Origin of the sequence: Rhodopseudomonas infernalis, assembly GCF_022271405.1 — a bacterium.
GTDB classification, from domain to species: domain Bacteria; phylum Pseudomonadota; class Alphaproteobacteria; order Rhizobiales; family Xanthobacteraceae; genus Rhodopseudomonas; species Rhodopseudomonas infernalis.
The window spans coordinates 28,289-47,346 of the sequence record NZ_JAJNAL010000038.1; the positions used below are offsets into that span (position 1 = coordinate 28,289).

Consider the following 19,058-nt stretch of genomic DNA (forward strand, 5'->3'; position numbering starts at 1 on the left):
CCGGAATCTCCGGTCGCAGAACATCTCGGGATTCCGGGTTCGCTCGCTGTGCGAGCGCCCCGGAATGACGGTGTGGGGCAGTTGTTACTTCAGCTTCCCCCGTGCCGCGACCGGCAGAAGCCCCAAAATCTCTTCGCCCCGCACCATCACCACTTCGTCGACCATGTTGACGACGACGCAGACGTGGTTCGGCACGATCCTGACGACGTCGCCGACGTTCGGGCGAGAGTTGCTGCGGGAGAGGTCGAGAAAGCCGTGTTCTTCGGCGAACTTCGCGATCCTCGCTTCAGGGTGGTCGAGGATCAGGCCGAAGCCGTCGAGGCCGCCGCCGGGGTCGGAGGTCAGTGTTTTGGAGCCGGCGTCGAGGATGCCGCGCTCCGGGCCGGCGCGGCTGACGACGGTGGAGTACACCGTCAGCGCGCAGTCGTCCCAGCCGGCGACGCCGGCCGCGACCTGCATGCGGTCGTTGTAGATGTAGGTGCCGGGGCGATGTTCGGTGGCGCCTTTGAGCTGGCCGAGGTTCTTCAGGTTCGGCGAGCCGCCGGTCGACACGATGGCGGCGTCGAGGCCGTGGGCGCGCACGCCAGCGAGCGCCTCGTCGAAGAAGCGCTGCGCGCGCGGCCAGCCGTCTTCGGTCGGGTACAGCATGAAGCCCTTGAAAACGAGGCCGTCCGAGGCGGCGATGGCGCGCGCCAGCGCGATCGCTTCGCCCGGCGTCTCGACGCCGGCGCGCTGGCGGCCGGTGTCGCATTCGACAACGACGCCGAGCGGGCGGCCGGCGCGCGCGGCGGCCGCGGGCAGGCCGGAGATCACCACCTCGTTGTCGGCGGCGACGGTCATCCGCACGCGTTCATGCAGCGCGCCGAGACGGGCCATCTTTTCCTCGCCGAGCAGATTGTAGCTGATCAGGATGTCGTCGATGCCGGCGTCGGCCATCACTTCGGCCTCGCCGAGCTTCTGGCAGGTGATGCCCTTGGCGCCGGCGGCGATTTGCATCTGAGCGAGGTAGGGCGATTTGTGGGTCTTGATATGCGGCCGGTTGGCGACGCCGGCCGCATCGCACAGCGCCTGCACCCGCGCAATGTTGCGCTCGACCCGGTCCATGTCGATCACCAGCGCGGGCGTGCCGATCTCGCGGGCGATTTTGGCGGCGAGGGATGTGGTCATCGGCGGGCTCCGGCTTGTTGTACGCTGCTTAGCCACTTAGTACCACGTCACGCCCGGGACAAGCTCGGCCATGACGGCTTACTACTGGGATGGGTTGCTATTCAAAACGCCCTCACGCGCTCTCGATCTCTTCGCGCAGCATTTCCAGTTCGAGCCAGCGCTGCTCCGCATCGTGCAGGGCTTCGTGCGCCTTGGCCATCGCCGCGGAGGCTTTGTCGAATTTGGCGCGGTCCTTGGCGTAGAGCTGCGGGTCGTCGAGTTCGGCCTGCAGCTTGGCGATCTCGGCTTCGAGCTTGGCGATGGTCTTGGGCAGCGTTTCCAGCGCGTGCTTGTCGTTGAAGCTCATCTTGCGCTTCGCCGCCGGCGTAGCCGCAGGCACAGATGCCGGGGAGGACGAGGCCGAACCGGACTCGGTCGCTGCGGCCTTCGGCGCGCGCGACAGGTCCGCGCCGCGCTGGGCCAGCATGTCGGAGTAACCGCCGGCATATTCGGTCCAGCGGCCGTCGCCCTCCGGCGCGATCACCGAGGTGACGACGCGGTCGAGGAAGTCGCGGTCATGGCTGATCAGGATGACGGTGCCGTCATAGTCGCCGAGCATCTCCTCGAGCACGTCGAGGGTTTCCAGATCGAGGTCGTTGGTCGGCTCGTCGAGCACCAGCAGGTTGGACGGCTTGGCAAGCGCGCGGGCCAGCATCAGCCGGCCGCGCTCTCCGCCGGACAACGCTTCGAGCGGGGTGCGGGCCTGCTCCTGCTTGAACAGGAAGTCCTTCATGTAGCCGATAACGTGGCGCGGCTTGCCGCCGACCATCACCTGGTCGCCGCGGCCGCCGGTCAGCGCTTCGGCGAGCGAGGTCTTGGCGTCGAGGCTGTCGCGGTGCTGATCGAGCGTCGCGACTTCGAGATTGGTGCCGAGCCGGATGCTGCCGCTGTCGGGCGCGACTGCGCCGGTCAGGATGCTGATCAGCGTCGTCTTGCCGGCGCCGTTGGGGCCGACGATGCCGATGCGGTCGCCGCGGTTAATGCGGATCGAGAAGTTGTCGACGATCGGGCGATCGCCCCACGCCTTGTTGATGCCTTTCGCCTCAATCACCAGCTTGCCGGATTTGTCGGCTTCAGCCGCGGCGAGATTGGCGCTGCCGGTGGGGCCGCGATAGTCGCGGCGCTGCGCGCGCAGGTCGTGCAGGCCGGCGAGCCGCTTGACGTTGCGCTTGCGGCGGCCGGAGACGCCGTAGCGCAGCCAGTGCTCTTCGGCGACGATCTTGCGGTCGAGCTTGTGCTGATCGCGTTCTTCTTCGGCGAGAATGTCGTCGCGCCAGGATTCGAACTGCGAGAAACCGCGGTCGATCTGGCGGATGACGCCGCGATCGAGCCAGGCCGTGGCGCGCGACAGATTGGCGAGGAAGCGGCGGTCGTGGCTGATCATCACGATCGCGCTCTTGCGCTGCGCCAGATCGCTTTCGAGCCATTCGATCGTGGTGAGATCGAGATGGTTGGTCGGCTCGTCGATCAGCAGGATGTCCGGATCGGGCGCCAGCATCCGCGCCAGCGCGGCGCGGCGGGCTTCGCCGCCGGACAGGTGGGCGGGGTCCTCGTCGCCGTGCAGGCCGAGCTGCTCCAAGAGATACGCGGCCTGATAGTGCTCATCGCCCGGTGCGAGGCCGGCTTCGACATAGGCCAGCGTGGTCTGGTAGCCGTCGAAGTCCGGCTCCTGCGGCAGATAGCGGATCGTCGCGCCGGGCTGCACGAAGCGGCTGCCGCGGTCGGACTCGATCAGGCCGGCGACGATCTTCAGCAGCGTCGATTTGCCGGAGCCATTGCGGCCGATCAGGCACAGCCGATCGCCGGCCGAAACGCTGAGTTCGACGCCGTCGAACAGCGGCGCGCCACCGAAGGTCAGCGCGATGTCTTTGAGTTGGATCAGCGGCGGCGCCATCAGCGCTCCATCAGGTCTGGTCGGCGCGGCGACGCGCGATCCGGCGGATCGCGCTGTCGAGCGCCGAGAGGAAGGTCGAGCGGTCGCGCGGGGTGAAGCCGCGCGGGCCGCCGGTGATCTCGCCCGACGAGCGCAGGTCGGTCATCAGGTTGCGCACCGCCAGCGTCATGCCGATCGAGGCTTCGGAGAACGGCTTGCCGTTCGGCGCCAGCACCTCGGCGCCGGCCTTGACGCAGCGGCTCGCCAGCGGAACATCGGCGGTGACCACGATATCGCCCGGTTGGACGCGCTCCGCAATCCAGTCGTCGGCCGCATCCATGCCGGAACCGGCGGCGATCCGCTCGATCAGCGGATGCTGCGGCACGCGGATGAAGTTGCCGGCGACCACGCTGACGGGCAGGCCGTGGCGCTCCGCGACCTTGTAGATCTCGTCCTTCACCGGGCAGGCGTCGGCGTCGACATAGATTCGGGTAGGCGCGGCTTCGGTCATTCGCTCTCGTTGGACGGCTGGCGACGGCGCTTTACGCCCGCCGCGGCGCTGGCGTAGCATCGCCGGGCACGATCGCCAACAAGATCGAACAAACCGGGAGAATCCATGGCCGCAGCCCTCGCGCCCTGGCGCATCAGCGCCTTCAACACCGCCAAACAGTCCGAAAACAAGATGCACGACGACACCGTGGCGAAGCGGTTCGGCTTTTCCGGCGGGCTGGTCCCGGGCGTCGAGGTGATGGCCTACATGATGCACCTGCCGGTCGCGCGCTGGGGCCGCGACTTCCTGGAGCGCGGGCTGATCGAGGCGCGGTTCGTCAAGCCGGTGTACGACGGCGAGACCGCGACGGTCTCGGGCGATGAGCAGAGCGACGGCATCTCGCTCAGCGTCGAGAGCCGCGGCGAGCTGTGCGCGACGGGCAGCGCCTCGTTGCCAGCACAAGTGCCGGCGATCGATCTGGCGGCCTATCCGGACACGCCCGTGGTCGCGACCCGCCCGCCGGTCGGCGCGGGCTCGTTCCCGGAAGGGCACTGGTTCGGCACCGCGCCGGTGAGCTGGGGCGGGGTCAGGTTGCGCGAATACCTGGATGAGATCCGCGAGACCGAGCCGATTTATCTGGCCGATGATCTGATCCATCCCGGCACGCTGCAGCGGATCATGAACCGCGTGCTGGTCGACAATGTCATGCTCGGGCCGTGGATTCACGTCGGCTCCAGGATGCAATTGCTGGCCGCGGCAGGCGGCGACGATGTGCTGACCGCGCGCGCCAAGGTGGCGGCGAACTACGACAAGAAAGGCCACCGCTTCGCCGAGTTCGACGCGCTGATCGTCGCCAACGGCACGACGCCGGTGGCGCATTGTCATCACGTCGCGATCTTCGCACCGCGGCAAAAGGCGGCCGCGTAGTTCGCGCTTATCCCGGCACGCGCATCTGGAATTCACAGGGGAGGGCGAGCAAACGCGTGCGCGAGGCCGGCGACAAGGCCGACACAACAAATCAAAAAAAAACGCTTCCGGAGGAAACATGCATTTCATTCAACGTGCGGCGGCCGCGGTAACGCTGGCTGCGCCGCTGCTGCTCGGCGTCTCTGCGTTCGCGCAGCAACAGGGCCCGCTCAAGATCGGCCTGCTCGGCGACTTCCAGTCGGTGTATTCCGACATCGGCGGCGCCGGCAATGTCGAGGCTGCCAAGATGGCGATCGAGGAGATGGGCGGCACGATGTTCGGCAAGCCGATCGAATTCATCTCGGCCGACGTCCAGAACAAGCCCGACATCGCCGCTTCGCTGGCGCGCAAATGGTACGAGAACGAAGGCGTCGACATGATCGTCGACCTGCCGACCTCGGCTACCGCGCTCGCCGCGATGGAGATGTCGAAGAAGTTCGAGAAGATCATGATCGTCACCGACGCGGCGTCGTCGGACATCACCGGCAAGTCGTGCTCGCCCTATACGGCGCACTGGACCTACGACACCTATTCCAACGCCCACACCGTCGGCTCGGCGATCGTCAAGAACGGCGGCGACACCTGGTTCTTCATCACCGCGGACTATCTGTTCGGCCATTCGATCGAGCGCGACACCGGCGAGGTGGTGAAAGCGAACGGCGGCAAGATCGTCGGCAGCGCGCGGCACCCGCTGAACAATGCCGACTTCTCGTCGTTCCTGCTACAGGCGCAGTCCTCCAAGGCCAAGATCATCGGCATGGCCAATGGCGGCGGCGACACCATCAACACCATCAAGCAGGCGTCGGAGTTCGGCATCGTCGCCGGCGGCCAGAAGCTCGCCGGCATCGTGATGTTCATCTCGGACATCCACAGCCTCGGACTGAAAATGGCCAACGGCCTGATCATCACCGAGGCCTATTACTGGGACCTCAACGACCGCACCCGCGCGTTCGGCAAGAAGTACTACGAGCGCATGAAGCGGATGCCGACGATGAACCAGGCCGCGACCTACAGCGCGACGCTGCACTATCTGAAGGCCGTGAAGGCGGCGAACACCAAGGACACGAAGACCGTGCTGGCGAAAATGCGCGAAATGCCGGTGCGCGACGCCTTCACCGACAACGGCTTCCTGCGCGAGGACGGCCGCATGGTGCACTCGATGTTCCTGTTCGAGGTCAAGAAGCCCGAGGAATCCAAGGCGCCGTGGGACTACTACAAGCTGCTGGCCGAGGTCCCCGGCGACCAGGCCTTCCGCCCGCTGAAGGATGGGGGATGCCCGTTGGTGAAGGCGGAGTAAGGCAAGGCCTCGTTGAGGCCAAGTCTCGTGCCACAAACGAAACCGTGGTCCCCCGCGCATGCGGGGGACCCAGTATTCCAGGGCGCGGATGTTGCAGCGAGGCGGCGCTCTGCGCGCTGCGGTTCAACAACACAAATGCTCTGGAATACTGGGTCGCCCGGTCAATTCGGGCGATGACGTGGGTGAGTGGGGCGAGCCACTGCTTCCAGCAAGCATCCGCTAGGACAGCGCCCTCTCAGCCAGCATCGTCTCGGAGAGCGGCGACGCCTCACGCCGCCGCGCTTCCCTTCGCCTCCCGGATCGCGCGCCAGACTTTTTCCGAGGTCAGCGGCATGTCGAGCGTCTTGACGCCGACGTCTTTCAGGGCGTCGAGGACGGCGTTGACGACGCTGCCGAGTGAGCCGGCGCAGCCGGCTTCGCCGCAGCCTTTGGTGCCGAGCGGGTTGCCGGGCGTCGGCACCGGGTGATCGCCGACGCTCATCATCGGGATGTCTTCGGCGCGCGGCAACGCATAGTCCTGCAGCGAGCCGGTGATCGGCTGGCCGCTGGCGTCGTAGCTCATCTTCTCCATCAGCGCCTGACCGATGCCCTGCGCGACGCCACCGTGCAATTGGCCGGCGACGATCATCGGGTTGATCACCGTGCCGAAATCATTCACCGCCGTGTAGCGCACCACTTGCGTCACGCCGGTGTCGCGATCGATCTCCACCTCGGCGACATGGCAGCCATTGGGGAAGGCAGAGGGCGGGCCCTGCGTGGTGTGATCGACGTCGAGCGAGGAGGGCACGCCCTCGGGCAGCTTGGCGTCGCGCAGCCGCTGCGCCAGCTCCATGATGCCGATGCTGCGGTCGGTGCCGGCCACGGTGAAGCGGCCTCCTTCGAATTCGATGTCGGCTTCGGCGGTTTCGAGGAGATGCGACGCTGCGGCCTTGCCCTTGGCGATGACCTGCTGCGACGCCTCGACGATCGCCTGGCCGCTGGCGGTGATCGAGCGCGAGCCGCCGCTGCCGCTGCCGGCATGGACGATGTCGCTGTCGCCCTGTTCCAGCCGGACGGCGTCGAACGGCAAGCCGAGCTGCGCGCACAGCACTTGGGCGAACGGGGTGGCGTGGCCCTGGCCGTAATCGAGCGTGCCGGTGATCAGCCGCACCGTGCCGTCTTGCTCGAACACGATCTTGCCGAGCTCGGCGCTCGGCGGCGCGGTGACTTCCAGATAGGAGCCGACCGCGATGCCGCGCAGCTTGCCGCGCTTGCGGCTGTCCTTCTTGCGCTGCGCGAAGCCGGCATAGTCCGCCTGTTCGAGCGCCTGCGCGAACACGCCGGCGAAGTCGCCGCAATCATAGGTGACGCCGGAGCAGGCCGTGAACGGCATTTGCGCCGGCTTGATGAAGTTGCGCTTGCGCAGCGTCAGCCGGTCGATCCCGATCTCGTCGGCGGCGCGGTCGATCAGGCGTTCGAGGAAGTAGTTCGCCTCCGGACGGCCGGCGCCGCGATAGGCGCCCATCAGCGTCACGTTGGTGACGACGCATTTGATGTCGACGCTGAGCAGCGGCGTGCGATAGACGCTGCCGATGTTCTTGCCGGTGTTGAGCGACAGCGGCAGCGGTGCGACGCCGGTGATATAGGCGCCGAGATTGCCGGTGCCGCTGAGGCGGATGGCGAGGAAATGGCCCGCGGCATCGAGCGCCAGCTCGGCGCGGATCTGCTGGCCGCGGCCGTGGCTGTCCGACAGGAAGCTCGACGAGCGCTCGTCCAGCCACTTCACCGGCCGCCCGAGCGCCTTGGCGGCGTGCAGGATGCAGATGTATTCCGGATAGGAGATGTTCTTCATGCCGAACGAGCCGCCGACCTGGCCGGTCAGCACGCGCACCTTGTCGTTCGGAACGCCGAGCAGCTTGGCCAGTGTGTTGCGGTTGCCGGTGACGCCCTGGGTCGGGAGCTGGATGGTGTAGCGTTCGGACCTCGCGTCGTAGGACGCGACCCCGACGCGCGGCTCCATCGGCACTGCGGCGACGCGGGTGTTCTCGATGTCCAGCGTGGTCACATGCGCGGCCGAGGCGAAGGCGGCATTCACCGCGTCGGTGTCGCCGAAGTGATAGTCGATCGCGACGTTGTTGGGGATGTGGTCGTAGAGCTGCGGCGCGCCGGGCTGCATCGCCGCGTCGGCATCGATGACGGCCTGCAGCGGCTCGATGTCGAGCTCGACCGCTTCGGCGGCGTCGCGTGCCTGCGCCAGCGTGTCGGCGACCACGAACGCAACCGGATCGCCGACGAAGCGGACCTTGTCGGTCGCGAGCGCGAGGCGATTGGTCTGCAGCAGCGGCGTGCCGTCACGGCTCTTCATCGGCAGACCGCAGGTGAAGGGCCCGTAATTGGCGGCGGCCAGATCTGCGCCCGTATAGACCCCGCGCACGCCCGGCATGCCGCGCGCCGCCTCGAGGCCGATGCCGCGGATGACGCCGTGGGCATGCGGGCTGCGGACCATCACGGCATAAAGTTGGCCGGGCAGGCTGCAGTCGTCGGTGTAGCGGCCCTTGCCTCGCACCAGCGTGTCGTCCTCCTTGCGCCGCACCGGCTGGCCGACGCCGTATTTCTGCAGCGCGATGGAGGTGTCGAGCGACGCGTTCGAAGTGTGGTCCTGCATCCGGTTCGTTCCAGCACGTGAGAGGCGGACGGCCGCTGGCGCAGCAAAGGTCCGCAAGGGCTTGGCGGGGAGGGCAATCATCTCCAAATAGGCCGGCAATACCGGCGCGGCAACGCACGATCTGGAATGCGGGCCGTGCGATGGGTTGCGCCCCAGCCGGGCGCTGCTAAACTTTCCGTGAAAACCTGAACACGACGTCGGCCGGACGGCCACGAAAGACCGAATTGATGGACGAGGAGACGCGGCTCCGCGGCGGCCCTGTGCCGCGCGAAGATCCGCAGCCGGCGCATATTGCAGCGGCCGAGGCTGAGCATGACACGACTGCGCCGCACGGCGCCGTCTATGCGGCGCTTGATCTCGGCACCAACAACTGCCGCCTGCTGATCGCGCGGCCGGCCGGGGACAGCTTCCGGGTCGTCGACTCGTTTTCCCGGATTATCCGGTTGGGCGAGGGCGTCTCCGTGTCCGGACGGATCAGCGACGCGGCGATAACCCGAGCGATCTCGGCGCTGTCGGTGTGCCGTGACAAGATCAGGCAGCGTCACGTCACGCGGCAACGCCTGATCGCGACCGAAGCCTGCCGGGCAGCGGTCAATGCCGACGAATTCTGCGACAAGGTCGCCCACGCCACCGGCATCCGGCTGGAAATCATCGATCGCGAGACCGAGGCACGGCTGGCCGCGACCGGCTGCTCGCCGCTGGTCGACACGGCCGGCCGCGGCGCGATTCTGTTCGACATCGGCGGTGGCTCCAGCGAGCTGGTGCGGCTCGCGCGCGATCCGGCGCGGCCGGATCTGCCGCCCCGGATTCGGGCCTGGATGTCGATTCCGCTCGGCGTCGTCACGCTCGCCGAGCAGTTCGGCGGCAAGGTGGTGACGCCCGGCAGCTATACGGCGATGGTGGCGGAGGTCGCCAAGCACGTCGCGCCGTTCGCCGCCGCCCATGGCGACGATCTCGAAGGGCTGCATCTGCTCGGGACGTCGGGCACCGTGACCACGCTGGCCGGCCTGCATCTCGATCTGATCCGCTACGACCGGCGCAGGGTCGACGGCATCTGGATGGACGATGCCGAACTCACCGCCACGATCGAGCGGTTGCTCGGCATGACCTATCACGACCGCGCCCAAAACCATTGCATCGGCACCGAGCGCGCCGACCTGGTGCTGGCCGGCTGCGCCATCCTCGACGCGGTGCGCGCGGCGTTCCCGCTGCCCCGCCTGCGCGTCGCCGATCGGGGGCTCCGCGAAGGCATGCTGGTCGAGATGATGCAGGCCGATGGGCTGCTCGGGGCCTGAGCCTCAATTCAGCGGACGACCTCTCCCCGTCATTGCGAGGAGCGTAGCGACGAAGCAATCCAGCCTCGGTGCACGGCACTGGATTGCTTCGCTTCGCTCGCAATGACGGGAGAATCGGTTCCGCGCTGTTTTTTCCGCGCTCATCTGCTAAGCAACGCTGGTTCATCACGCACAAGCAGGGCCATGGCCAAAGACACCACCGGACGAATGCGCGTTACCGTCAAGAGCGCCGGCAGGATGAAGCTGTCGTCGAAGCTCTGGCTCGACCGCCAACTCAACGATCCGTATGTCGCGCAGGCCAAGCGCGACGGCTATCGCTCGCGCGCGGCCTACAAGCTGACCGAGATCGACGACAAGTATCACCTGCTCAAGCCGGGGCTGGCGGTGGTCGATCTCGGCGCCGCGCCGGGCGGCTGGAGCCAGGTCGCAGCCAAGCGCACGCGCGCCGCGGAGGGCCGCGGCAAGGTGATAGCGATCGACCTGCTGGAGATGGGCGAGATTCCCGGCGTCACATTCGCGCAACTCGACTTCCTCGACAATGCCGCGCCCGACAAACTCCGCGAGATGCTCGGCGGCGGCGCCGACGTGGTGATGAGCGACATGGCGGCCAATACCACCGGCCATCGCAAGACCGATCAGCTCCGCATCGTCGGCCTGGTCGAGAGCGCCGCGCAGTTCGCCAGCGAAGTGCTGAAGCCGGGCGGCACCTTCGTCGCCAAGGTGTTTCAGAGCGGCGCGGACGCGACGCTGATGAATCAGCTCAAGCGCGATTTCGCGACCGTCAAGAACGTCAAGCCAGCAGCGAGCCGCAAGGATTCGTCGGAGCGCTATGTCCTGGCGATGGGCTTTCGCGGTACCGCGGAGGTCTCGCAAGACCAAAGCGCTTCATCGATTGATTGAAGCGACGCCGTCTCTTCGAGTGCTGAGTCGTCATCCTGAGGTGTGCGCGTAGCGCACCTCGAAGGATACGGCCAAGGTGCTTGCGGCTCATCCTTCGAGGCCCGCAGCGCGGCGCAAAGCGCGGCACAGCGGGTGCCTCAGGATGACGGCGGTGATGCTATCAGAAGCACAACCGCTCTCATTCCGTGGCGCTGCGCGTTCGTGCGAGCTGAGCTGCGAGTTACTTGCTCAGATTCCGGTTGAGTACGCACGATTTGCCGCGCTGGGGTATCAATTTACAGCGGTGATTTCGCAGACTCTTCTACGCTGGTTCATTGGACAGCGAAACCCGAGGGGACTGCGGATGGATATTCTGACCCCGATGTGTCGGGCATGCGGCGTCGACCGCGAACTCGTCGAGGTCGAACACGCCAACGCGCGTTTCGACGTGCCGCACTATCGCTGCCCGATCTGCGCCGACGTGCTGCGACTGGCGGTGCGGCACGACGATCTCGGTCCTGGCGACCAGGACGCCCTGCGCTAACCGTCAACCCAGCCGCTGATCGCGTGCGTCCTGGGTCTCTTCCGTGGCCTTCTTGGTGGCGGTGCTGGTGACCGCGCTGACTTCGCCCTTGCGGCTGGAAATGTCGATCGCCTTGCGGCCGGAAATCTCGCTGCCGGCGTCGTCCGGCATCCGCCAGAACGAGAAGGCCGACAGCGCCGACAGCGCGGCGACCACCACGAAAGCCGGGGCGAAATCGTCGGCGCTGAGTGTCGACGAGTGGCGCAGCGCCATGGTGGCCTCCACCGTAAAAGCCCCGACCGCAACGCCGGCCGAGATCGCGAGCTGCTGGCCGACGCTGACCAGCGTGGTGGCGCGGCTCATCTGTGGCGTCTGCACTTCTGCATAAGCCACCGTGTTGATCGCGGTGAACTGCAGCGAGCGGAAGAAACCGCCGACCAGCAGGATGATCATGATCAGCAGCAGCGGCGTCGCCGGGGTGAACAGCGCGCAGGCGGCGAGAAAGACGGCACTGACCAGCGCGTTGATGGTCATGATGCGGCGGAAGCCGAAAGTGCGGATGATCCGCGCGGCCAGAGGCTTCATCCCCATTGCCCCGGCCGAAGACGCGAAGGTGACGAGGCCGGACTGGAACGGCGTCAAGCCGAAGCCGATCTGCATCAACAACGGCAGCAGAAACGGCAGCGCGCCGATGCCGAGCCGGAAAAGGAAGCCGCCGGTCAGCGAGGCGCGCAGCGTCGTCAGCCGCATCAGCGAGAAGTCGAGCACCGGGGAGGCGGTGCGCCGGGCATGGCGCAGATACAGCAGCAGCGAGCCGCAGCCGACCACGATCAGGCCGGTGACGACCGGCCAGGGCAGCAGGCCGAGGCCGGCGACCGACAGGCCGAACGCGATGCCGGCAACGCCGATGCCGGCCAGCACCAGGCCGTAGACGTCGAGCCGCTCCGGATTCTCGCTGCGGATCGGATCGATATAGCGCTGCGCGAAGAAGATGCCAGCGAGCCCGATCGGGATGTTGATCAGGAAGATCCAGTGCCAGGAGAAATACGTGGTGATGAAGCCGCCGAGCGGCGGGCCGATGACCGGACCGATCAGCGCCGGCACCGTCATCCACGCCATCGCGCCGACCAGCGCCGCCTTGTCGATCGAGCGCAGCAGCACCAGCCGCCCGACCGGAGTCATCATCGCGCCGCCGATGCCCTGCAGGATGCGGGCGGCGACGAAGTCGTTGATCGAATGCGCCAGCGCGCAGCCGATCGAGCCGACCATGAACACGGCGATCGCCGCGGAGAACACCGTGCGCGCCCCGAACCGGTCGGCGGCCCAGCCGGACGCCGGGATGAACACCGCCAGCGACAGCAGATACGAGGTGATCGCCAGCTTCAGCGTCAGCGGCGAGGTGCCGATATCCGCCGCGATGGCCGGCAGCGAGGTCGCGATCACGGTGGCGTCCATGTTTTCCATGAACAGCGCGGCGGCCACGATCAGCGGGATCAGTCGTTCTTTTTGCATGCCGGATGAGGTCGAGGAGGGAGCCCGGGCTGTAGCACCTGCGCCGAGCGGTCGCTATTGCGGAAGCGTGTGTGCTTCCTAAATCCTGCGTGACCGGCGCGTTCCCATCTGCCGGAACCTCGCCAGGGAGTTTCGCCGATGATCTACCTGCTCGCCGCGTTCCTGCCGCCGCTGGGCCTGCTGTTCAACGGTCAGCCGCTGTCGGCGGTGTTCAACTTCATGCTGCTGGTCGTCTGCCTGGTGCTCGGCTTGATCTTCCACCCTTTGCTGGTGGTGCCGTCGCTGCACGCGCTGATTGCGGTGCGGATGGAGCGGGAAAAGCGGATGCACCGCGAAGTTGTCGAAGCAATCCGTGAGTATGGCCCGCCGCAGGGCTACCGGCGCTGAAGGCTCGCGGCATCTGATCGTCGTCGCATAGCGAAGGGGCGACGCCGCCTGTGCGCTGGCCCCGAGGACCGAAATCCCTGATCCGATAGTGATTTTCGGATCGATCGCGGCGCCGTGACGGAGCCGCGGTGGAAGCGGGTGCGCTCTGCCCGCTTCCCCCTATGATTCGTCATATCACCATGCTATCGACCACCGCCAACCCTACCGACGGGCTCGATTCGACGGCGCCGCCTCTTGCGGCGCCGAATGTGTCTCCCGTCTCCGCAAGATCGAGCGCGGCCGTCGTTGCCGCCGAACGGAGTTGGCCATGGCGTCAGTGAACGGATCCCCGCATTTTCAGGAAGCCTATACGTTCGACGACGTGCTGCTGAAGCCCGGCCTGTCGGATGTGCTGCCGTCCGAAGTCGATATCCGCTCGCGAATCACCCGCTCGGTGACCCTGAACGTGCCGATTATCGCCTCGGCGATGGACACCGTGACCGAGGCCCGCATGGCGATCGCGATGGCGCAGGCCGGCGGCATCGGCGTGATCCACCGCAATTTCGACCCGGAAGGGCAGGCCGCGCAGGTTCGCCAGGTCAAGAAGTTCGAATCCGGCATGGTGGTCAATCCGCTGACCATCAGCCCCGACGCCAAGCTGGCCGACGCGCTGGCGCTGATGAATCAGTACGGCTTCTCCGGCATCCCGGTGGTCACCGGCGCGCAGGGCCACGGCCCCGGCAAGCTGGTCGGCATCCTCACCAACCGCGACGTCCGCTTCGCGACCGATCCGTCGCAGAAGATCTCGGAGCTGATGACGCACCAGAACCTCGTCACCGTGCGCGAGGGCGTCAGCCAGGACGAAGCCAAGAAGCTGCTTCATCAGCATCGCATCGAGAAGCTGCTGGTGGTCGACGATCAGTATCGCTGCGTCGGCCTGATCACCGTCAAGGACATGGAGAAGGCGGTCGCGCATCCGCTGGCGTCGAAGGACGCACAGGGCCGGCTGCGCGTCGCCGCGGCGACCACGGTCGGTGAGGGCGGGTTCGAGCGCACCGAGCGGCTGATCGAGGCCGGCGTGGACTTCGTCGTCGTCGACACCGCGCACGGCCATTCGCAGCGCGTGCTCGAAGCCGTGACACGGATCAAGCGCATCTCCAACGCCGTGCAGGTGATCGCCGGCAACATCGCCACCCGCGAGGGCGCCCAGGCGCTGATCGACGCCGGCGCCGACTGCGTCAAGGTCGGCATCGGTCCCGGCTCGATCTGCACCACCCGCATGGTCGCCGGCGTCGGCGTGCCGCAGCTCACCGCGATCATGGACGCGGTCGAGGCGTGCAAGAAAGCCGACGTGCCGGTGATCGCCGACGGCGGCATCAAGTACTCGGGCGACCTCGCCAAGGCGCTGGCGGCCGGCGCCGACATCGCGATGGTCGGCTCGCTGCTCGCCGGCACCGATGAGACACCCGGCGAAGTGTTCCTGTGGCAGGGCCGCTCCTACAAGGCGTATCGCGGCATGGGCTCGGTCGGCGCGATGGCGCGCGGCTCGGCCGACCGCTACTTCCAGCAGGACATCAAGGACACGCTGAAGCTGGTGCCGGAAGGCGTCGAGGGCCAGGTGCCGTACAAGGGCCCGGTCGGCAACGTCGTGCATCAGCTCGCCGGCGGCCTGCGCGCCGCGATGGGCTATGTCGGCGCGAAGAGCCTCGGCGAATTCCACGACAAGGCGCAGTTCGTCCGCATCACCGGCGCCGGCCTGCGCGAAAGCCACGTCCACGACGTCACCATCACCCGCGAAAGCCCGAACTACCCGGGCGGGGTGTGAGGCTGCGCGAAGTACCAAGTGGCAGTCATTCCGGGGCGCGCGCCCTTGCGCGCGAACCCGGAATCTCGAAGAGATGGGGCACGGCGGTACCCGTTGCAGATTCCGGGTTCGCTCGCTTGCGCGAGCGCCCCGGAATGACGGCGCTGCGGCGGGCGGCTGGCCGCCGAAACGGTTAGTTTCGCCGATCACCTCTCCATTGTCATTCCGGGCGCGCGAAGCGCGAGCCCGGAATCCATAACCACCGCGCTGTGTTGTGATGCGGGGCGGCGCGGCGTCGTGTCCTGTCGTGTGCAAAGTGGCTATGGATTCCGGGCTCGCGCCAAGAGGCGCGCCCCGGAATGACGAACGAGAGGGTGTCGCAAAGGTGAATTGACGCTGCGCCAACCTCCGTGGGGGGCGATCCGCACCGCAGTTGGCGAATTGGATGCATTCGCATACAGTCCCGGCCTCGACGCCTGATCTCTCAACAAGCATCAAAAAAGGAAACGCAATGTCCAAGGCCAAGCGTATCGTTCTTGCCTCGCGTCCGGTCGGTGAGCCGACCGCGGCGAATTTCCGTCTCGAGGAAGTCGACATGCCGGCGCCGGGCGAGGGGCAGGTGCTGTTGCGGACGATCTGGCTGTCGCTCGATCCCTATATGCGCGGCCGCATGAGTGATGGGCCGTCCTACGCGCAGCCGGTTCCGATCGGCGGCGTGATGGAAGGCGGCACGGTGTGCGAAGTGATCGACAGTAAGAGCCCCGGCTTCGCCAAGGGTGACATCGTGCTGGCGCACAGCGGCTGGGCGACCCATGCGGTGGCCGACGCCAAGCCGCTGCGCAAGATCGACCCGTCGCTCGGGCCGATCTCGACGGCTGTCGGCGTGCTCGGCATGCCCGGCATGACCGCCTACACCGGCCTGCTCGATATCGGCCAGCCGAAGGAAGGCGAGACCGTCGTGGTCGCCGCCGCATCCGGCGCGGTCGGTTCGGCGGTCGGGCAGATCGCCAAGATCAAGGGCGCCCGCGCGGTCGGCATCGCCGGCGGCAAGGAGAAGTGCGACTACGTCAAGAAAGAGCTCGGCTTCGACGACTGCCTCGACCATCGCGATCCGGACCTCGCCGCCAAGCTGAAGGCGGCGTGCCCGAACGGCATTGATGTGTATTTCGAGAACGTCGGCGGCGGAGTGTTCGAAGCGGTGTTTCCGCTGTTCAACAATTTCGCCCGCATGCCGGTGTGCGGACTGATCGCCCAGTACAACGCCTTCGAAGCGCCGCCGACGCCGAAATGGGCGACCGCGCTGATGCGCCATGTGCTGACCAAGCGGCTCAATATCCGCGGCTTCATCGTCAGCGACTTCGCCGGCCGGCGTCAGGAGTTTCTGCGCGAGATGTCGCAGTGGGTGCGTGAAGGCAAGGTGAAGTACAAGGAGTTCGTCACCGAGGGAGTCGAGAGCGCGCCGGAGGCGTTTATCGGCCTCTTGAAGGGCGCGAATTTCGGCAAGCAGATGGTTCGCATCGGCGCCGACAAGGCGTAGCGCGAGCGGGCTAAATCACCCGGTAGCGGATCGCGTAGTCGTCGCGGACGGCCTTGGGCCGGCTCTGCGACGGCGCGCGGTCCGCCAGATGCCACGGGCCGAAAATGGCGGTGCGGCTCGGATTGGCGGCGAGCCGCAGCTTGAACAGATGCTGGCCCTCGCCGGGCAGGTTGAGGATCACCAGCCGGTCGGCGGTACGGAATTCGATCGGCACCGAGCCGCGCAGCACCGCATGGCCGTCGGCGAGCGCGGCGGGGCCTTGCAGTTGCGCGATGGTCTGATTGCGGTCGGTGTGCAGCTCGATCTGGGCGTCGCGGCCGAGCGCTGCGAGCGCGGCCGGCGGCAGCCGGATCTCGAATTCGACGGCGGGCCTGGCGCTGTTCAGGCCAAGCGCAGCCAGCGCAGTGTGGCGAATGTCGTGAACCACGAAAGCGAGCAGGGCGCCGGCCAACACCAGCGCGGCGCCGTGCTTGAGGACGTCGCGAACGGTGCGCTCGTACCGGCCGAAATACATCCAGAGCACGATGGCCACCGCGCCCGCGGCGGCGGCGCCGGCCAGCGCCGATGTGGCGATCCCGGCGGCATCGGTGGTGAGGCCGAAGATGCGGCCGAGGCTGACGATCGCGTCCGCGATCATGTCGCCGATCGTCTCCGCAAAGCTGGCCCAGTCACCCATCTACGCCTCCCGATCCGTCCCGCACCCCGTCAGGCGTGGGTCGGAGCTGCGCTGGCGCTGGTTCAACGCCGACGCGCGATTTGTCATAGTCCGGCGGCGCGGCTAAGAGGGCCCGAACAAGCGGAGAGCTTTCGATGTCGGTCCAAATGGTTCTGCTGCCGGTGTTCGCGCTGGTCGGGCTGGCGTTCGCACTGATGCTATGGCGGACGCGGTCCAAATCCGCCCCTGGCGCGGACCGGCCTGCGCCTGACGGCCTGCGCGAGCCATTCGACCTTCCGGTGCTGTTCTATGTGCTGGTGGCGATCGCACTGCCGCTGCGCAAGATGGACCTGGTTCTGGTGCTGCTGTCCTGGGTGTTCGTGGTGGCGCGCTACGCCGACGCCGGCGTGTTCCTCACCGCGAGTGGCAATGGTCGCCGCGGCCCGGTGTGGCTGGCCGGCGCGCTGGTGCTGCTGGCGATGTGGCTGTACTTCGCGCTGCGCATTCTGCTGCTGATTTGACCGGCGCTTGTGCGCCTTCGACGATTTGAAAGTCTGCCATGACCCCCGCCGCACGGCTGTCCGCAGCCATCGACCTGATCGCCGCCATCGATGCGCAGCGTATCCCCGCCGCAAAGGCCCTCAAGGAATGGGGCACGGCGCATCGCTACGCCGGCTCCGGCGACCGCGCCGCGATCGCCGGCCTGGTCTGGGACGTGCTGCGCCGCCGCGCTTCCAGCGCCTTTCTGATGGACGCCGACACGCCGCGCGCGCGCGTGCTCGGCATGCTGAAGCTGGAGCGCGGCATGGACGTCGAGACGATCGCCGCGCTGTGCGACGGTGGCCGCTTCGCGCCCGAGCCGCTCACCGACGCCGAACGCGCCGCGTTGACGACGCGGACGCTGGACGGCGCGCCGCCGCACGTCGCCGGTGACTACCCGGAATGGCTCGACGATCAGCTCGCCGCGCTGTTCGGCGACGAGCGCGTCGCCGAGGCCACTGCGATGGCGAGCCGGGCGCCGCTCGATCTGCGCGTCAATACGCTCAAGGGCAAACGCGACAAGGTGTTGGCCTCGCTGAAGCATCTCGGCGCCACCGAGACTCCGTGGTCGCCGCTCGGGCTGCGGATCGAACTCGGCGCCGACGCCCGTAACCCCGGCATTCAGGCCGAGCAGGACTTCATCAAGGGCGCCGTCGAGGTCCAGGACGAGGGCTCGCAGCTCGCGGCTCTGCTGTCGGGCGCCAAGCCCGGCGAGCAGGTGATCGACCTGTGCGCCGGAGCGGGCGGCAAGACGCTGGCGCTGGCCGCGATGATGCAGGGCAAGGGCCGGCTGATCGCGACCGATTCGGACAAGCGCCAGCTCGCGCCGATCCACGACCGGCTGTCGCGCGCCGGCGTCCACAACGCCGAGGTGCGTCCGCCGAAGGGCGACGCCGATCCGCTCGCCGACATCAGGGGCAGCGCCGATCTGGTGCTGGTCGATGCGCCGTGCACCGGCACCGGCACCTGGCGCCGCAACCCCGATGCGAAATGGCGGATGCGGCCCGGCGCGCTGGAGATCCGGCTGAAGGACCAGGCTGAGGTGCTGGCGCGGGCCGCCAAGCTGGTGAAGCCGGGCGGCCGCATCGCCTATGTGACGTGCTCGGTGCTGCCGGCGGAAAACGTCGAGCAGGTGAGGGCGTTCGTGGCCGCGCACCCCGACTTCACCCCGATCCCGCCCGCCGAACTCGCCGCCACCCTGTGGGACAAGGCCGACGCCTTCCTGGCCGCCACCTGGCCCACCCCCGAAGGCCTGCTGCTGACCCCACGGCGGACCGGGACAGATGGGTTTTTCGTGAGCGTCTTGAAGCGCAAAGCCTAGCCCCAAGCACGGCGCGCTCCCTCTCCCGCTTGCGGGAGAGGGCTGGGGTGAGGGCGACGCAGGCACGGAATCTCGGCCGCGCGGAAGTGGGGGGGGGGGGGGGGGGGGGGGGGGGGGGGGGGGGGGGGGGGGGGGGGGGGGGGGGGGGGG

16 protein-coding genes are annotated in these 19,058 nt (G+C 67.5%); 10 read left to right on the top strand and 6 right to left on the bottom strand.

The window, feature by feature from the left end:
* Positions 1–84: 84 nt before the first annotated feature.
* From LPW26_RS20680 to LPW26_RS20690, 3 genes are all read right to left on the bottom strand, one after another.
* Positions 85–1,167 (bottom strand): alanine racemase, encoded by a 1,083-nt coding sequence (locus LPW26_RS20680; protein ID WP_238737515.1) that lies wholly within the window; start codon positions 1,165–1,167, stop codon positions 85–87.
* Between the two features lie 112 nt (positions 1,168–1,279).
* The gene (locus LPW26_RS20685; protein WP_238737516.1) at positions 1,280–3,100 is read right to left on the bottom strand and encodes an ABC-F family ATP-binding cassette domain-containing protein; all 1,821 of its coding nucleotides are present in this window, start codon (positions 3,098–3,100) and stop codon (positions 1,280–1,282) included.
* Positions 3,101–3,110: 10 nt separating this feature from the next.
* Positions 3,111–3,590, bottom strand: a complete 480-nt coding sequence (locus LPW26_RS20690) for a YaiI/YqxD family protein (RefSeq protein ID WP_238737517.1) — start codon at positions 3,588–3,590, stop codon at positions 3,111–3,113.
* A gap of 105 nt (positions 3,591–3,695) precedes the next feature.
* Between LPW26_RS20690 and LPW26_RS20695 the strand changes: the two genes are divergently transcribed.
* The gene (locus LPW26_RS20695; protein WP_238737518.1) at positions 3,696–4,496 is read left to right on the top strand and encodes a hotdog family protein; all 801 of its coding nucleotides are present in this window, start codon (positions 3,696–3,698) and stop codon (positions 4,494–4,496) included.
* A gap of 118 nt (positions 4,497–4,614) precedes the next feature.
* Entirely contained in the window at positions 4,615–5,832 is a 1,218-nt protein-coding gene (locus LPW26_RS20700; protein ID WP_238737519.1) for an ABC transporter substrate-binding protein, read from the top strand.
* 268 nt (positions 5,833–6,100) lie between these two features.
* On the opposite strand, the gene LPW26_RS20705 is transcribed toward LPW26_RS20700, so the two are convergent.
* Positions 6,101–8,476, bottom strand: a complete 2,376-nt coding sequence (locus LPW26_RS20705) for a xanthine dehydrogenase family protein molybdopterin-binding subunit (RefSeq protein WP_238737520.1) — start codon at positions 8,474–8,476, stop codon at positions 6,101–6,103.
* A 227-nt stretch (positions 8,477–8,703) separates the two neighbouring features.
* On the opposite strand from LPW26_RS20705, the gene LPW26_RS20710 reads away from it, so the two are divergent.
* The 3 genes from LPW26_RS20710 to LPW26_RS20720 all read left to right on the top strand — a co-directional run bounded on the left by LPW26_RS20710 (position 8,704) and on the right by LPW26_RS20720 (position 11,194).
* A complete protein-coding gene (locus LPW26_RS20710; protein WP_238737521.1) occupies positions 8,704–9,771 on the top strand; it encodes a Ppx/GppA phosphatase family protein in 1,068 nt (355 codons plus the stop codon).
* 183 nt (positions 9,772–9,954) lie between these two features.
* A complete protein-coding gene (locus LPW26_RS20715) occupies positions 9,955–10,671 on the top strand; it encodes an RlmE family RNA methyltransferase (RefSeq protein ID WP_238737522.1) in 717 nt (238 codons plus the stop codon).
* 343 nt (positions 10,672–11,014) lie between these two features.
* A complete protein-coding gene (locus LPW26_RS20720) occupies positions 11,015–11,194 on the top strand; it encodes a hypothetical protein (protein WP_238737523.1) in 180 nt (59 codons plus the stop codon).
* Positions 11,195–11,197: 3 nt separating this feature from the next.
* On the opposite strand, the gene LPW26_RS20725 is transcribed toward LPW26_RS20720, so the two are convergent.
* A complete protein-coding gene (locus tag LPW26_RS20725; RefSeq protein ID WP_238737524.1) occupies positions 11,198–12,685 on the bottom strand; it encodes a DHA2 family efflux MFS transporter permease subunit in 1,488 nt (495 codons plus the stop codon).
* A gap of 138 nt (positions 12,686–12,823) precedes the next feature.
* Between LPW26_RS20725 and LPW26_RS20730 the strand changes: the two genes are divergently transcribed.
* The 3 genes from LPW26_RS20730 (at position 12,824) to LPW26_RS20740 (ending at position 16,392) form a co-directional block, all read left to right on the top strand.
* Entirely contained in the window at positions 12,824–13,072 is a 249-nt protein-coding gene (locus LPW26_RS20730) for a hypothetical protein (protein ID WP_238737525.1), read from the top strand.
* Between the two features lie 307 nt (positions 13,073–13,379).
* The gene (guaB, locus tag LPW26_RS20735; protein WP_238737526.1) at positions 13,380–14,876 is read left to right on the top strand and encodes an IMP dehydrogenase; all 1,497 of its coding nucleotides are present in this window, start codon (positions 13,380–13,382) and stop codon (positions 14,874–14,876) included.
* 490 nt (positions 14,877–15,366) lie between these two features.
* Positions 15,367–16,392, top strand: coding sequence for an NADP-dependent oxidoreductase (locus LPW26_RS20740; protein WP_238737527.1), 1,026 nt, complete (start codon positions 15,367–15,369; stop codon positions 16,390–16,392).
* Between the two features lie 10 nt (positions 16,393–16,402).
* On the opposite strand, the gene LPW26_RS20745 is transcribed toward LPW26_RS20740, so the two are convergent.
* Entirely contained in the window at positions 16,403–17,068 is a 666-nt protein-coding gene (locus tag LPW26_RS20745; protein WP_319942187.1) for an acriflavin resistance protein, read from the bottom strand.
* Positions 17,069–17,202: 134 nt separating this feature from the next.
* Between LPW26_RS20745 and LPW26_RS20750 the strand changes: the two genes are divergently transcribed.
* Entirely contained in the window at positions 17,203–17,568 is a 366-nt protein-coding gene (locus tag LPW26_RS20750) for an MAPEG family protein (protein ID WP_238737528.1), read from the top strand.
* A 38-nt stretch (positions 17,569–17,606) separates the two neighbouring features.
* Entirely contained in the window at positions 17,607–18,908 is a 1,302-nt protein-coding gene (locus tag LPW26_RS20755) for an RsmB/NOP family class I SAM-dependent RNA methyltransferase (protein ID WP_238737529.1), read from the top strand.
* Positions 18,909–19,058: the final 150 nt, after the last annotated feature.